General features: G+C 72.6%; 18 protein-coding genes. 8 read left to right on the plus strand and 10 right to left on the minus strand.

What is annotated here, in order from left to right; translation table 11 throughout:
- Positions 1-34 precede the first annotated feature (34 nt).
- Positions 35-1222 carry a zinc-dependent alcohol dehydrogenase gene (locus ACFYYT_RS23910; protein WP_351818617.1) on the plus strand — a complete coding sequence of 396 codons (1188 nt, stop codon included), beginning with the start codon at positions 35-37 and terminating at the stop codon, positions 1220-1222.
- A gap of 27 nt (positions 1223-1249) precedes the next feature.
- Here ACFYYT_RS23910 and ACFYYT_RS23915 read toward each other — a convergent pair whose 3' ends face one another.
- Positions 1250-1966, minus strand: coding sequence for a hypothetical protein (locus ACFYYT_RS23915; RefSeq protein ID WP_351818614.1), 717 nt, complete (start codon positions 1964-1966; stop codon positions 1250-1252).
- A gap of 134 nt (positions 1967-2100) precedes the next feature.
- Here ACFYYT_RS23915 and ACFYYT_RS23920 point away from each other — a divergent pair, with 134 nt between their 5' ends.
- The 4 genes from ACFYYT_RS23920 to ACFYYT_RS23935 all read left to right on the plus strand — a co-directional run bounded on the left by ACFYYT_RS23920 (position 2101) and on the right by ACFYYT_RS23935 (position 4057).
- Entirely contained in the window at positions 2101-2538 is a 438-nt protein-coding gene (locus tag ACFYYT_RS23920) for an Hsp20/alpha crystallin family protein (protein ID WP_351818611.1), read from the plus strand.
- A gap of 113 nt (positions 2539-2651) precedes the next feature.
- Complete coding sequence (locus ACFYYT_RS23925; protein ID WP_351818608.1) at positions 2652-3059, plus strand: DUF2267 domain-containing protein; 408 nt, start codon at positions 2652-2654, stop codon at positions 3057-3059.
- Positions 3060-3185: 126 nt separating this feature from the next.
- Positions 3186-3587: a DUF2267 domain-containing protein gene (locus ACFYYT_RS23930; protein WP_351818606.1), complete on the plus strand. Its 402-nt coding sequence runs from the start codon at positions 3186-3188 to the stop codon at positions 3585-3587.
- Positions 3588-3739: 152 nt separating this feature from the next.
- The gene (locus ACFYYT_RS23935; protein ID WP_351818603.1) at positions 3740-4057 is read left to right on the plus strand and encodes an STAS domain-containing protein; all 318 of its coding nucleotides are present in this window, start codon (positions 3740-3742) and stop codon (positions 4055-4057) included.
- 42 nt (positions 4058-4099) lie between these two features.
- Here the strand turns inward: ACFYYT_RS23935 and ACFYYT_RS23940 are convergent, their stop codons facing one another.
- The 4 genes from ACFYYT_RS23940 to ACFYYT_RS23955 all read right to left on the minus strand — a co-directional run bounded on the left by ACFYYT_RS23940 (position 4100) and on the right by ACFYYT_RS23955 (position 7370).
- A complete protein-coding gene (locus ACFYYT_RS23940) occupies positions 4100-4969 on the minus strand; it encodes an MBL fold metallo-hydrolase (protein ID WP_351818601.1) in 870 nt (289 codons plus the stop codon).
- Between the two features lie 144 nt (positions 4970-5113).
- Entirely contained in the window at positions 5114-5560 is a 447-nt protein-coding gene (locus tag ACFYYT_RS23945) for a VOC family protein (protein WP_351818598.1), read from the minus strand.
- A 219-nt stretch (positions 5561-5779) separates the two neighbouring features.
- Positions 5780-6301 (minus strand): RICIN domain-containing protein, encoded by a 522-nt coding sequence (locus ACFYYT_RS23950; protein WP_351818595.1) that lies wholly within the window; start codon positions 6299-6301, stop codon positions 5780-5782.
- Positions 6302-6359: 58 nt separating this feature from the next.
- Positions 6360-7370, minus strand: coding sequence for a helix-turn-helix domain-containing protein (locus ACFYYT_RS23955; protein WP_351818592.1), 1011 nt, complete (start codon positions 7368-7370; stop codon positions 6360-6362).
- A 174-nt stretch (positions 7371-7544) separates the two neighbouring features.
- Between ACFYYT_RS23955 and ACFYYT_RS23960 the strand changes: the two genes are divergently transcribed.
- Entirely contained in the window at positions 7545-8450 is a 906-nt protein-coding gene (locus tag ACFYYT_RS23960; protein WP_351818589.1) for a SigB/SigF/SigG family RNA polymerase sigma factor, read from the plus strand.
- A 345-nt stretch (positions 8451-8795) separates the two neighbouring features.
- The gene (locus ACFYYT_RS23965; protein ID WP_351818586.1) at positions 8796-9350 is read left to right on the plus strand and encodes an isochorismatase family cysteine hydrolase; all 555 of its coding nucleotides are present in this window, start codon (positions 8796-8798) and stop codon (positions 9348-9350) included.
- 53 nt (positions 9351-9403) lie between these two features.
- On the opposite strand, the gene ACFYYT_RS23970 is transcribed toward ACFYYT_RS23965, so the two are convergent.
- The 5 genes from ACFYYT_RS23970 to ACFYYT_RS23990 all read right to left on the minus strand — a co-directional run bounded on the left by ACFYYT_RS23970 (position 9404) and on the right by ACFYYT_RS23990 (position 12620).
- The gene (locus ACFYYT_RS23970) at positions 9404-9817 is read right to left on the minus strand and encodes a VOC family protein (RefSeq protein ID WP_351818583.1); all 414 of its coding nucleotides are present in this window, start codon (positions 9815-9817) and stop codon (positions 9404-9406) included.
- 137 nt (positions 9818-9954) lie between these two features.
- The gene (locus ACFYYT_RS23975) at positions 9955-10179 is read right to left on the minus strand and encodes a DUF2945 domain-containing protein (RefSeq protein ID WP_351818580.1); all 225 of its coding nucleotides are present in this window, start codon (positions 10177-10179) and stop codon (positions 9955-9957) included.
- Between the two features lie 92 nt (positions 10180-10271).
- A complete protein-coding gene (locus tag ACFYYT_RS23980; RefSeq protein WP_351818577.1) occupies positions 10272-11174 on the minus strand; it encodes a LysR family transcriptional regulator in 903 nt (300 codons plus the stop codon).
- Between the two features lie 60 nt (positions 11175-11234).
- A complete protein-coding gene (locus ACFYYT_RS23985; RefSeq protein ID WP_351818574.1) occupies positions 11235-12128 on the minus strand; it encodes an SDR family oxidoreductase in 894 nt (297 codons plus the stop codon).
- Positions 12129-12281: 153 nt separating this feature from the next.
- The gene (locus ACFYYT_RS23990) at positions 12282-12620 is read right to left on the minus strand and encodes a PRC-barrel domain-containing protein (protein ID WP_351818729.1); all 339 of its coding nucleotides are present in this window, start codon (positions 12618-12620) and stop codon (positions 12282-12284) included.
- A 385-nt stretch (positions 12621-13005) separates the two neighbouring features.
- On the opposite strand from ACFYYT_RS23990, the gene ACFYYT_RS23995 reads away from it, so the two are divergent.
- Positions 13006-13764 carry a 2OG-Fe dioxygenase family protein gene (locus tag ACFYYT_RS23995; RefSeq protein WP_351818572.1) on the plus strand — a complete coding sequence of 253 codons (759 nt, stop codon included), beginning with the start codon at positions 13006-13008 and terminating at the stop codon, positions 13762-13764.

Here is a 13764-nt window from a genome sequence, read left to right on the forward strand (position 1 = left end):
GCGGCCGGGCGCGTACCCCCACCGAGGAGGGGCCATGCGGGCACTGACGTGGCACGGCAAGCGGGACGTACGGGTGGACACCGTCCCCGACCCGACGATCCGGGACGGCGACGACGTGATCGTCAAGATCACGAGTACCGGCCTGTGCGGCTCCGACCTGCACCTCTACGAGGTCCTCGGCGCCTTCCTCGACCCGGGCGACATCCTGGGGCACGAGCCGATGGGCGTCGTCGCCGAGGTCGGCCCGGACGTCCGGAGCCTGCGGCCCGGGGACCGGGTGGTCGTCCCGTTCAACGTCTCGTGCGGGACCTGCTTCATGTGCGGGCGGGGCCTGCACTCGCAGTGCGAGACCACCCAGGTCCACGAGCACGGCACCGGGGCCTCGCTCTTCGGCTACACCAAGCTCTACGGGCAGGTCCCGGGCGGCCAGGCCGAGTACCTGCGCGTCCCGTTCGGCGACGCCCTGCCCGTCAAGGTTCCCGACGGGCCCCCCGACGACCGCTTCGTCTACCTCTCCGACGTGCTGCCCACGGCATGGCAGGCCGTCGCCTACGCGGACGTCCCGCCGGGCGGCAGCGTCGCCGTCATCGGACTGGGCCCCATCGGCGACATGAGCTGCCGCATCGCGGCCCACCGGGGCGCCGGCACGGTCATCGGCATCGACCTCGTCCCCGAACGCCTGGAACGCGCCCGCCGACGCGGCGTCCACACCCTGGACCTGCGCGCATGCGGACCCGACGGGCTCGTGGACGCCGTCCTCCCCCTGACCGGCGGCCGGGGCCCGGACGCCGTCATCGACGCCGTCGGCATGGAGGCCCACGGAAGCCGCGTGGCCGCCGCGGCCCAGGGCATGACCACCCTGCTGCCGGACTCCCTCGCCGCCGCCCTGATGAAGCGCGCCGGAGTCGACCGGCTGTCCGCCCTCCACACGGCCATCGACCTGGTCCGCCGGGGCGGCACGGTGTCCGTCTCCGGCGTGTACGGCGGTGCGGCCGACCCGATGCCCCTGCTGACCATGTTCGACAAGCAGATCCAGCTGCGCATGGGCCAGGCCAACGTGCACCGCTGGGTCGGCGACATCCTTCCCCTCCTCCTCGACGGGGACCCGCTGGGCGTGGACGACTTCGCCACCCACCGGATGCCCCTGGAGGAGGCGCCGGACGCGTACGACATGTTCCAGAAGAAGCGGGACGGGGCGGTGAAGGTCCTCTTCACACCGTGACCGGGCCGTCGCGGACCGGGGGCCGGTTCAGCCGCCGCGCTGCTGGCTGCTGTCGTGCCGCAGGCGGCGGGTCTCGCGGCGGATGTCGTCGATGCGCTCGGCCAGGTCGCTGTGGCCGGTGTGCAGATCGGGGTGGATGGCGTCGAGCGGGGCGAGGAGGCGGGCCGCGTCGTGGTGGGCGAGGGCGTCGGTGACGTCGCCGACGCGGCCCTCGGAGGCGGCGGGCAGGTCGGCGAGGGCGGTGATCTGTCCGGCGAGCTGTCGCAGCGGCGCGGCGTTGGCGCGCGCCCAGGCGGTGATGCTGCGGTCGGCGGCGCGCTGGTCCCGGACGGCCTGGACGCGTTCCTCGCCGGTGGAGTCGGCGGCTCCGGGGCGCAGGCGCAGGTAGCGGCGCTCGGCGGCCTGCCTGCTCGCGACGCCGAGGGGCTCGGCGAGTTCCGCCCAGCTGGCTCCGTTCGCGCGCGCGGCTTCGACCAGGCCGGTTTCCCAGCCCGCGAGTTCCTCGCGGACCTCGCGCAGCAGCGTCAGGCAGGCGAGGGCGCGCCGTGCGTCGTCCTCCCCGTCCCGGCCTTGGCTCCGGTCCCGGTCCCGGTCCCGGCCTCGGTCCACGGTGCCCGGCCGGGGCTGACGGGCCTCGCGGACGGCGCCCTCGATGGCCTCCAGGGCCGCCTCGGCGGCGAACAGCGAAGCCGGCCCGCCGCCGGGCCCGGGGGATGGGGCGGCCTTCCTGTCTGCTGCGGTCATGCTTCCTCCAGTCCCGCAAGCGTGTCATCCATCCAGCGACATCTTGCTTGTCATCGTCTCGATGACATGTTACAACGGAAGCACGTTGAAGCGCATTGGCAGTTTCTGCCCGAACCAACTGGAGGTGTTTCGCGATGTTGATGCGCACTGACCCGTTCCGCGAGCTCGACCGGATCACCCAGCAGCTGATGGGAACGACCGGCACGTGGTCGAAGCCGTCCGTGATGCCGATGGACGCCTACCGCACCGGCGACGAGTACGTGATCGCCTTCGATCTCCCGGGCGTCAGCGCGGACGCGATCGACATCGACGTGGAGCGCAACCAGCTCACCGTCAAGGCCGAACGGCGGCCCACGGCGAAGGCCGAGAACATCCAGATGGAGCTCACCGAGCGGCCCCTGGGCGTCTTCTCCCGGCAGATCATGCTGGCCGACACCCTCGACACCGAGCGCATCGTCGCCGATTACGAGGCGGGTGTCCTGACCCTGCGCATTCCGATCGCCGAGCGCGCCAAGCCCCGCAAGGTCAGCATCAACGCCGGCGGTGCCGACCGCAAGCAGATCAGCACCTGAGCCTTCCGCCCCCACCCCGGCGCGGCGCAGGACGGCGCCCCTCCCCTCCGGCACGCCGTCCTGCGCCCGCGCACCCCGTCCAGTGACCCCTCCTGCGAAGGAAGGTCCCCACGATGACGCTGCGTTGGGAAGCGTTCCTCGACCACGTCCAGGACCGCGGCGAGTACGACACCCGAGACGAGGCGGACCGCACGGCACGCGTGGTCCTGGCCCTCCTCGGCGCGCACGTGATCGGATCCGAACGCGCCGAGCTCGCTGCCCGCCTGCCCGAGACCTACGCCCTGATCCTGCTCAACCCGCTCCGGGCGGCCGAGCCGCTCACCCCCGAGCGGTTCGTCCGCGCGACCGCCGCATGGATCGAGGGGGCGTCGCAGGCCACCGCGCTGTGGGACGTCGGCGCCGTGCTCAGCGTCGTCGCCGACGCCGCCGGCGACGAGCTCACCGAACGGCTCCTGCTCCAGCTGCCACCCGGCTACGACACCCTCTTCGGCCGCCCGCAGCCCGACGCGCCCCCGCCCTGACCCGACGCGCCCCCGACCCGCCCCCGCCCCGACCCGGGCCGCCGCCCGCCCGCGTCGCCCCTCCGAAGCCGAGAAAGGACCACCGCCGTGTTCGACCAGCCTGGACTCCGGCGACAGGCCCCGGGCATGACCTACCGCCAGATGCTGGAAACCGTCCGCTACGAGGGTGCCTACCCCACCGCGGACCGAGCCGAGGAAGCCGTCCACCGGGTCATGGCCGCCCTGGGCCGCCAGGTCACCGGAGACGAGCGCGTCGCCCTCGCACACCGTCTGCCCGTCGAGGCCGCCCTGCCCTTCACCGCGCAGGTTCCCGACGCCACGCCCCTGACCGGATGGGGCTTCGTCAAGGACCTCGCCGCACGGAGCGGCGCCACCCCCGCCACCAGCCGCTGGGAAACGGGCGCGGTCCTGTCCGTCGTCGCCCGCCTCGCCGGCTCCGAGCTCCTGGACCGCATCCTCGACGGGCTGCCCGAAGGCTGGGCCCTCCTCTTCGGCCGCGCCGAACTCCGCCAGCCCCAGGCCGCCTAGCGGGCGTCCGGCGCCCCGGTGGCCACCCCCGGCCGGCCCGGACCCCCGACGGGCCGGCCCGGGTGCCGGGCGGTTGCGGGCCGCCCGGGGTGGGCATCTGGACCCTGGACGTACCGGCCAGGACACGGGGGTGCGGGTTCATGGAGCCACGGGTGGAGATCCGGCCGGACGAGGCCGGCGTCCGGGTGATCGTGTGCGCGGGCGAGTTCGACCAGGAAACCCTCGGCCCCCTCCAGGAGGCCACCGACGCGGCCCTCGCCGACAGGGCGGTGCGGCGGATCGCCCTGGACATCACCGGCGTGGAGTTCGCCGACTCCACCCTCCTGAACCTCCTGCTGCGCCTGCGCCGCTCGGGCCGCCTGGTCCTGATCGGCCCGGCCCCGCACCGCCTCAACCGGCTCTTCGACCTGACCGGCGCCGGGGACCTCTTCCAGATGGTGCCCAGCGCCGAGGAAGCACGCCTGCCGTAGCCCCCGCGGTTCGCGGCCCGCTCCGTACGCGCGGCCGCGCCCTCACCAGCGCAGCGCGGTGAAATCGACCGGCCGGGGCCGCGCCCGGCGGGTGCGCTCCACCAGCGACGTCAACCGCCGGGACATCTGGTCGGCCGGCAGCCGGCGGCGGTCGCCGTGGCCCGGCAGGACCCATTCGAATCGGAGCCGTCCGGCTGTCCTGTCCAGGGAGGCGGCCAACTCCTCGATGGAGTACCAGATCACGCTCTCCGCGACTTCGAGATCGCCGGTGGTGCGCGACCAGTAGAAGCTGTCCCCGCTGAAGCAGTACCGGTCGTCCGCGAGGTAGAGCACGCTGCCCCGCGTGTGGCCGGGCAGCGGGTGGACGGTGACCCCTTCGCCGATCTCCACGGGTTCCAGACCCCGGATCACCCGGTCCGCGTCCGGGGCGGCGTCGAGATCACCCTCGTGGATCCACAGCCGGGCCCCGAAATGATCCGCGTAGCGGCGGCCGTGGGCGGCGTGGTCGCGGTGGGTGAGCAGCACGTCGGTGACCGGGCCCCACGCCGTGTACCGCGCGGCGAGAGCGGTGCTCCAGCGCGGGGTGTCGACCATCATCACCGTGCCGGAGGGCCGCAGGAGCAGGTAGGAATTGGCCCCGGCGGTGTGCTGCGAGTTGTGGCCGCACAACAGGACCCCGGCGTCCAGGGCCATGGGAAAGGGGTCGAGCCGGCGGTCGGGCCGTCCGGAGGCGGGGCGGATCGAGCGGGTGGGACAGGCGAAGACGGCCGCGTGCAAGCGCCGCGTCTCCTCTTCGTCGCGCGGCGGGCGCAGGATCGTGGACCGTCCGTCGGCCTCGCCGATCAGATCGGGCGCGAGCTGTCGCGCGACATCGCAGTTGAAGCACCGGTCGTCCACGAACCAACCGTCCACGGCAGGTCTCCTTCCCGGGGAATGACCGCCCCTCGACCGGGGGCGCCTTCCAGGGGTACCCCACCTCCGGGCGCAACCGGTAGGACCTGCCGACCTTGTGCTTCCGGGCCCGGTGCCCTCTCACCGCCTGCCGGCCCCGCCCGCTCACCCTCGGTGCAGTTGCTCGGCCAGGCCGACGATGATGCCTTCCGGACCGCGGACGTAGCAGAGCAGGTAGCTGTCCTCGAACCGGGCGATCTCGCCGAGGAGCTCGGCGCCGTGGGGGCGCAGACGGGCGACGGTGTCCTCGATGTCGTCGACGGCGAACATGACGCGGTGCGTGCCGAGCACGTTGTGCGGCCGGTCGCGCGGCCCGGTGCCGATGACGGCGGGACTGCGGTACGCGCACAGTTCGAGCCGGCTGTGCCCGTCCGGGGTCCGCAGCATGGCGATGTCACACCGGACGCCGTCGAGTCCGGTGCACCGGTCGGCGACGAGGCCGCCGACCTCCGCCGTGCCCTCCAGCTCCATCCCGAGTTCCACGAAGTACGCGATGGCGGCGTCCATGTCCTCGACGACGATGCCGACGTTGTCCATCCGCTGAATCGCCATGCCGGCTTCTCCTCTTCCTGGTGCGGCCGGTGGTGGCCGCCGATGTCCCCGGGACGGAGCCGGTGACCGGTTCTCGACATCCGCGGACCCCGAAGGCCGTGATCGGCGCGATCACGTTACCTCCGCCGGCCCGTCGCGGGGCGGACCGTACGACGACGGCCGGCCCGTGGGCCCACTCGGTGGTGGGCCCACGGGCCGGCCTCGCCGTCCCGGGACGGCCTAGCCGAAGTACCAGGTCTGGTCGGCGTTCCCGTTGCACGGCCACTGGATCGCACGCTCGCCGCGGTTGGTGTTCCCGCCCCAGATGCCCAGGCAGTAGCCGGAGTTCTTGTTCACGAAGCGGTAGCCGCCGCCGGAGGCGGGGGTGATGCTCCACTTCTGGTCGTCGTTGCCGTTGCACTCCCACTGGATGGCCTCGGCGCCGCTGGACGTCGACGCACCGTTGATGCCCAGGCACAGGCCGTTCTGGTTCTTCACGCTGCTGTACGAGCCGCTCGCGGCCCAGAAGTTCCACTGCTGGTCGCCGTTGCCGTTGCAGTCCCACTGGAGGGCGCCCCGGCCCCACTCGCCGCCGCCCCCGTTGATGCCCAGGCAGAGGTCCGAGTTCCAGTTCAGGATCCGGTTGGTGGCCGCGGCGCGCGCCGGGGCCGCGCCCGCCGCCGGGGCTCCGGCGAGGGCCGCACCGGTCAGGAGGGCGATCCCGCCCGCGACGGCGGCGGCTTTGCCAAGGAGACGCGTCATGAGGTTTTCCTCTCGAAGGCCGTGCGATGTCCGTTGTGATCTCCAACGGGGACCGAGCCTAGGAAGGCGGCGTACGTCGTGCTGTGCGCTCGGCGCAGGCTTCCTTGACGTTCAGCGCACGGAACTCGGACGGGCTGAGCCCGTACGCCGCGCGGAAGGAGCGGCTGAAGACGGCCGGTCCGCTGAAGCCCCACCGGGCCGCGATCACACTGACGGGGTGGGCGCGCGGACCGGGGCGGGCGAGGTCGGCGCGGGAGCGCTCCAGCCGGCGGCGCCGGATCAGGGAGTGGACGCTCTCCCGCCCGTCCCGGAAGAGCTGGTGCAGGCTGCGCACCGACATGTTGTGGCGGGCCGCGATGAGGGACGGGGTGAGGTCCGGGTCGCCGAGGTGGTGCTCGATGAAGGTGTGGATCCGCTGTAACTGGGCCCGCGCGCGCACCTCGGCGGGCAGCAGCTCCCCGATGTCGAGGTAGTGGGCCAGACAGGCGGCGGTCAGCTCGGCGGCGACCGCTCCGAGGCGGCGCAGCTCGGCGGGGGTGCACTGGTCGCCGTGGGTGACGAGGTTGCCCATGAAGGAGGTCAGGAGCGCCGCCGTGCCGGTGCCGCCGGGGATGCGGTGGGCCAGGAGGCGGTCGAGGTGGCGCGCGCGCAAGGGCATGGCGTCGCGCGGGAGCTGCAGGATCACCAGCTGGTGATCGGCGCCGTCCCGGGCCGGCGCGTGGGCGTCGGAGGTCCGGGAGGTGTCCCAGAACACCAGGTCCCCGGCCCGGGCACGGCATTGGCTGCCGTGCTGCGCCATCTCCATCGTGCCCTTGCTCACCATCGCGAGCTGGTACTGCTCCGGGTCGCCGCGCCGGATGAGCGTCGGGGTGCGCCGGGAGCGCAGGGGCGCGTACGCGAGCCGTGACACGCGCAGGGCGCCGAGGTCGAGCACCGCGGCCTCGGCCCTGAACTCGGCGGGCCGTTCGCTGCTGATGGTGGTGGGCACCACCTCGCGCGAGACCATGTCGGAGAACCACTCGAAGCGGTCGTCGGCCGGCAGGTGGTCCGACGAGACCGTTGTCCACATTTCCGTACCCCCCGTTCGATCTTGTTCCTGCCAGCATGCGGCAGCGGGCCCACGGCTGACGCATGGTTATCGGCCGACCACGGGCGTGAAGATCACCCACATGCCGTGCATATGAGCGCGCTTCGGGGGCACACGGGTCCTTGCAAGTTGTCCGCCCAGGGGAGGTACGGTTCCATGTCCCACGCTGCCACAGTCGTCAGGTCCGCTCTCGGGACGGAGACCGCGCCGGCTGCGGGGCTCGTGGCCGAACAGCCCGCACCCGTACTTCCCCCCGTCGACGACGCCCGCAACGTGGCGCCCTCCGACGCCCGCGAACTCTCCCGGCAGTTCCTGCGCCGGCTGCGCACCCTGGACGAGGGCACCCCCGAGTACCAGTACACGCGCAACACCCTGATCGAGATGAACATCTCCCTGGTGCACTTCGCCGCCCGGCGCTTCCGGGGGCGGGTGAGCGGCGGCGGAACAGAGCTGGAGGACATCCTCCAGGTCGGCACCATCGGTCTGATCAAGGCCATCGACCGCTTCGACCCCGACCGCGAGGTCGAGTTCGTCACCCTCGCCCTGCCCTACATCACCGGTGAGATGAAGCGGTTCTTCCGCGACACCACCTGGGCCGTGCACGTGCCGCGCCGCCTGCAGGAACTGCGCAGCGAACTCGCCAAGGGCCAGGAGGCCCTGACCGAGGTCTTCGGGCGGGCGCCGACCGTGAAGGAACTGGCCGACCACCTGGAGCTGTCGCAGGAACAGGTCATCGAGGGCATGGTGGCGGCCAACGGCTACACCAGCGGCTCCCTCGACGAACCGGCCCCCTCCGGCAGCCGCTCCTCGGCGCAGCCCCGTTCGCTGGCCGACTCGGTGGGCGAGGTGGATCCGGCGATGGAACTCTTCGAGGACTTCCACACGCTCGCGCCGCTCCTCAAGGACCTCGGCCCCCGCGACCGGCGCATCCTGGAGATGCGGTTCGGCCAGGAGAAGACCCAGTCCGAGATCGGCGCCGAACTCGGCATCTCCCAGATGCAGGTCTCCCGCCTCCTGACCCGCATCCTCGTACAACTGCGCGCGGGCATGCTCGCCGCCTGAGCGGAAGAGCCGCGGCGCCCCTTGCGGGATGCCGCGGCTCTTCGCGCGCCGACGCCGTCCGGCCCGGCCGCCTCTCGGCCGCCCGGGTGGTTCCGCGGCGCGGCGCGACGCCGTGGCGGACACGGGGCACGACCATGTCCGGGGCACGGCACCACCGTGCCGTCGTCGAGCCGCTGCCGAACGGGAGGCCCTCATGACCGTGCCACCCGGCCGGAGACGGCGCTATGGCGCGCCGGGGCGGCGGTCGGCGTGTGCGCGAGCCGCGCCCGGCGCCCCGGCTGCCGCCGCGCTCGCATTCAAGCCGGCGGGCGCCGCCCCCGCCTCGCCCGGAGCGGAGGGGTGACCATGGCGAGCCGCCCGGACGCCCTCCTCGTCATCGACATGCTCAACACGTACGAACACGAGGACGCGGACGCCCTCGCCCCTTCCGTACGCGAGGCCCTCCCGGGCATCCGGACGCTGCTGGAACGGGCCCGCGCGGACGGGGCGCCGGTCATCTACGTGAACGACAACTTCGGGCAGTGGCGCTCCCACCACGGGGAGATCCTCAGGGCCGCGCTCGCCGGCCGGCACGCGGACCTGGTCGAGCCGGTCGCCCCCGACGAGGACGACCTCTTCGTCGTCAAGGCCCGGCACTCGGCCTTCTTCGAGACGCCGCTCGGCTACCTGCTGGAGCAACTGGGCGCCGTCCGCGTCGTGCTCTGCGGGCAGGTGACCGAGCAGTGCGTGCTGTATTCGGCGCTCGACGCCCACATCCGGCACCTGGACGTCGTGGTCGCCGCCGACGCGGTCGCCCACATCGACGCGGACCTCGCCGACGCGGCCGTACGGATGATGGAGCGCAACATGGCCGTCGAGGTCCTCCCGGCGCGCGACATCGGCTTCGCCGCCCGGTCCTGACCGGCCCGGCGTCCACCGGCGGAGACGTCACGGACCTCGCCGCCGCTCGCCGCCTACTGGTCGCGCTTGGGCCAGATGAGGCCCTGATCGGTCCAGATGACACCCTTGTTGCGGCAGAGGCAGAAGGGGTGGCCAACGGGGTCGGTGTAGACGCGGAAGCCATAGCCTTCGGGGCCGGTGCAGTCCCGCTGCAAGGCCGCGCCGAGGGCCAGGACGCGGCGCTCTTCGGCCTCGATGTCGTCGACCTCGAAGTCGAGGTGGAACTGCTTGGGGTGCTCGCTGTCGGGCCAGTGCGGGGCGCGGTAGTCCTCCACCTGGTTGAAGGCCAGTTCGATCTCGCCGAACTGGATACCGGCCCAGTCCTCGTTGCTGCCCTCCTTGAGCGGGAGCCCCAACACCTCGGAGTAGAAGACTGCCAGCTTCATCGTGTCCGGGCAGTCGATGATGAAGTCGGTGAGTCGTATCATCCTGCGATCTTGGCACAAGATCAAATGAGTTGGACCTTGAGACAAGCCCTGGTCAGCCGCTTCGCGGCCGTCCCCCACCGCTGGCGGGGGAGCCCGCAGGAGCGAGGCCGCCGCCCGGGCCCGGCAGGGCCGGCGCTTCAGCGCCGCCTGCCCTTCCTGAGCGCGCCCGCCTTGTGCACGGCCGACCGGCCCGTCTTGCCGCTCTCCACCTCGAACTGCGGTTCTTCGGCCGTGGCGTCCACCGTGCGGCCCGCGGCACGGGTGCGCCTCGTGATCTTCTTCGTCACCTTCCCCAGTACGGTTCGGCCGTGGCTCCTCCACGTCACCTCGTCGCCCCGTCTGAGTCGCCTGCCGTCGCTCATCGCTGCCTCCGGTGGAGCTGGCGCTCGGTATCCGCCGTCTGCGCCTTCCCGGCCCGGCCCCCGCTACGCCTCAAAAGGCTCTGCGGCGGCTGTCAGCGGGTGGAGAGTGCCCCGACGGTCTCGGTGGCCAGGTCACGCAGCCAGGTGTGGGCGCGGTCGTCGTCGTAGCGCTGGTGCCACAGCAGGTACAGCGGCACCTCGGGCAGTGGCAGCGGCGGCGTCAGCGTGACGAGGCCGAGCTGCTCCCGGGCCGCGCGGGTGACCGCGTCGGGAAGGGTGACGACCAGGTCGGTGTCGAGGGCGAGTTGGAGGGCGAAGGCGGTGGTGGGCCCGGCCGCGACGACGTGCCGTTGCAGGCCGTGGGTGGTGAGGGCGTCGTCGATCGGGTCGCGCAGGCTCCCGCGTCGCGAAACGGTGAGGTGCTCGGCGGCCGCGTAGCGCTCGATGTCCAGCGGGCCTTCGGTCAGGGGGTGGCCCGGCCGGACGGCGAGGACCAGCCGGTCGCTGCCGACGAGGCGGTGGCGGATATCGGGGAGGGCCGGAGCGCTGGAGCTCGATTCGAGGTCGACCTCGCCCCGGCGCAGCTCTGCGTCGTCCGTCCCGGGTTCGGCCTGCAGGCGCAGCCGGACGCCGGGGGCGCGCCGGTGGACGGCGGTGATCAGGGCGGCGCCGCAGGCGGCGGTCAGGGCGTCGTGCCAGCGCACGGTGAACACCCGGTCCAGGGCCGCCAGGTCGAGTTCCTGCTGCGCGGACAGTAGGTGGTGGGCCTGCTGCACGAGGGCGTGCACCTGGGCACGCATGGCCAGCGCGCGGGTGGTCGGAACCATGCTGCGGCCGGTACGGACCAGGATCTGGTCACCGGTGGCCTTGCGGATGCGGCCCAGGGACCGGCTCATCGCCGGTGAGGTGACGTGCAGGCGCGCCGCCGCCCCGGCGACGCTGCCCTCTTCCAGCAGCGCGTCCAGGGCCGTGAGCAGGTTCAGATCCAGTTGCATGGCAGTAACTCTACAACTGCATAAAATGCACCTGTTGTTAACAGCGGCCGGCCCCCATCCTCAGGGCAACGGGGTACCGCCGGTGGCGTTGACGATCTCGCCGGTGATGTAGCTGGCCGCGGGTGAGGCCAGGAAGACGTACGCGGGTGCCATTTCCGCGGGCTGGGCGGGCCGGCCGAGCGGGGACTGCTTTCCGAACTCCGTTACGTCGGGCATCGTCGCCGGGATCAGCGGGGTCCAGACCGGGCCGGGGGCCACGGCGTTGACCCGGATGCCGCGCTCGGCGAGCATCTGCGCCAGCCCGTGGGTGAAGGAGATGATCGCGGACTTCGTCATGGCGTAGTCGAGCAGGTGGGGGCTGGGCTGATAGCCCTGCACGGAGGTGGTGTTGATGACCGCCGCCCCGCGGGGCATGTGGGCCAGCGCGGCGCGGGTGATCCAGAACATCCCGTACAGGTTGGTCTTCATCACCCGGTCGAACTGCTCGGTGGTGATCGCCTCGATGCCGTCCGGCTGGGACATCTGGTAGGCCGCGTTGTTCACCAGCAGGTCCAGGCCGCCGAGCTCGCCGACGGTTCGCTCGACGAGGGCGGTGCACTGTTCCTCGTCGCGGATGTCGCAGGCGACGGGCACCGCGATGCGGCCGGCCTCGCGGATCAGGCGGGCGGTTTCCGCGGCTTCGTCGGCCTCTTCGGGAAGGTGGGTGAAGACCAGGTCCGCGCCTTCCCGGGCGAAGGCGAGACAGACCGCCCGGCCGATTCCCGAATCGCCGCCCGTGACCAGTCCTTTGCGGCCGCGCAGCAGGCCGTGGCCCTCGTAGTCGGCCTCGCCGTGGTCGGGGCGCGGATCCATCCCCTCCGTGTGGCCGGGGTGGTCCTGGTCCTGTTCGGGGAACGGAGGGCGGGGATGGAGCGTGACCGGGTCGGTCGGACGGGCTTCCTTCGGGTCGGTCATGGCGTTCTCCGTCGCGCTGGGGAGTGCGGGGCCTCTGCCGGAGACGTGTATCCCACAAATCTTCCGACATGTGCCGAGGGAGGCGATTCGGTGGCGCAGCGGCCGGGCACCCCTCGGAGGAGGGGGGCCCGGCCGCGCGGACGTGCCGGGGGGTCAGCTGTGGTCGCGGCCGTAGTAGGCGCCGACCTGGTCGCGGTAGCCGGCGTCGCCGCGGTGCTCGTCCTTCTTGTACTCGGGGGCGTTCTTGATCTGTTCCTTGGTGCGGTTGACGAGGATCTTCTTCTCCTTGACGTCGACGCGGACGATCGTGCCGGCCGGGAGGAGGACCTCCTTGCCGAAGATCCAGGGGCCGGTGTCGACGACGATGTAGGAGGAGCCGACGTCCTCGGTGGCCTCGTCGACCTTGCCGATGTGGCCGTCGCTCGCCTCGACCTTGAAGCCGGTCAGGCGGGTGCCGGGGGAGTAGTGCGAGTCGGAGGTGTAGCTCCACATGTCCGTCACGGACGTCTCTCTTCTTTACGGGTGTACACGGGAAGGGCCGGCGCGCGAACGCGGCTCCGGCCCCTTTTCGAACAGGGCGATCCCTGCCCGCTCAGCCCGCCTGTCCGCCTCGCACTGCGCCACCTGGCACGCGCATGTCACCCCCACGATGCGGTGGCCGGGTGAAGCCTCCGTCCAGCCGGGAGAGGAGCCCGGCAGCGGGGGCGGGCGGCCCGGCGGCGGCCCCTGACCGGCGCGGGCCGTCGCTGCGGATGCCTGCCGCCGGATGCGGGCCGAGCATGGGCGTATGGACGACGGGTACGGTTCCACGCGGACAGGCCGGGGCGGGGCGGGCGGCCACGAAGGGGATACCGGCGCCGGGGCTGGTGCGGGTCTGGTGGAGGAAGCGCGCCGGGCGGTCGCATCCCGCGGCTGGCACGTGATGTCCCCCGCCGAGGCGGCCCGGTGCCTCGGCGTCGACGCGGGCGTGTGGGTGCGGCTCGCCGCGTACTGGGAGGATCTCGTCGAGGACCCCTACGCGGCCGAGCGGGGCACGAGCCGGCTGCGCAGGCTGGGCGAGTTCCTGCTGTCCCGGGCAGGAGGGATCACCCCGCTGCCCCATGGCGCTTTCGTGCAGCCCGAGGACAGCAATCCCCTGTACGTGGACGTCGAGCGGCATTTCGAGCCGCTCACCGACGCCTTCAGGGCCGAACCGGTACTGGAGGCTCTGGTCCGGATGCTCGGTGAGGTCGCCGCCGGCCTGGACGCCCCCGGCCTGGACGCCCCCGGTCCGGACGCCGCCGGCCTGGACGCAGCCGGCCTGGACGCCCCCGGTGAGTGGATCGTGCGGGTGCACCCCTTCCGGGTCCTCGCGCAGGCCGGGACCCGGGGCCTGCCCACGCCCGAGGGCCGGCACAAGGACGGCGTCACCCTGGTCTCGTCCCTGCTGATCGGCCGCGAGAACGTCACCGGCGGCCGCAGCACGCTCTACGACGAGGACGGCCGGGAAATCGCGGCCATCACGCTCAGCGAGCCGGGCACCCTCCTGCTCAGCGACGACCGGGCGACCTGGCACGCCGTCTCACCCCTCCACCCCAGGGACCCGGCCCGGCCCGCCCACCGGGACGTCCTGGTCACCACACTCGCCGCCCGCTGA

The sequence above is a fragment of the Streptomyces sp. NPDC002032 genome, assembly GCF_042890765.1.
Taxonomy (GTDB): Bacteria; Actinomycetota; Actinomycetes; order Streptomycetales; family Streptomycetaceae; genus Streptomyces.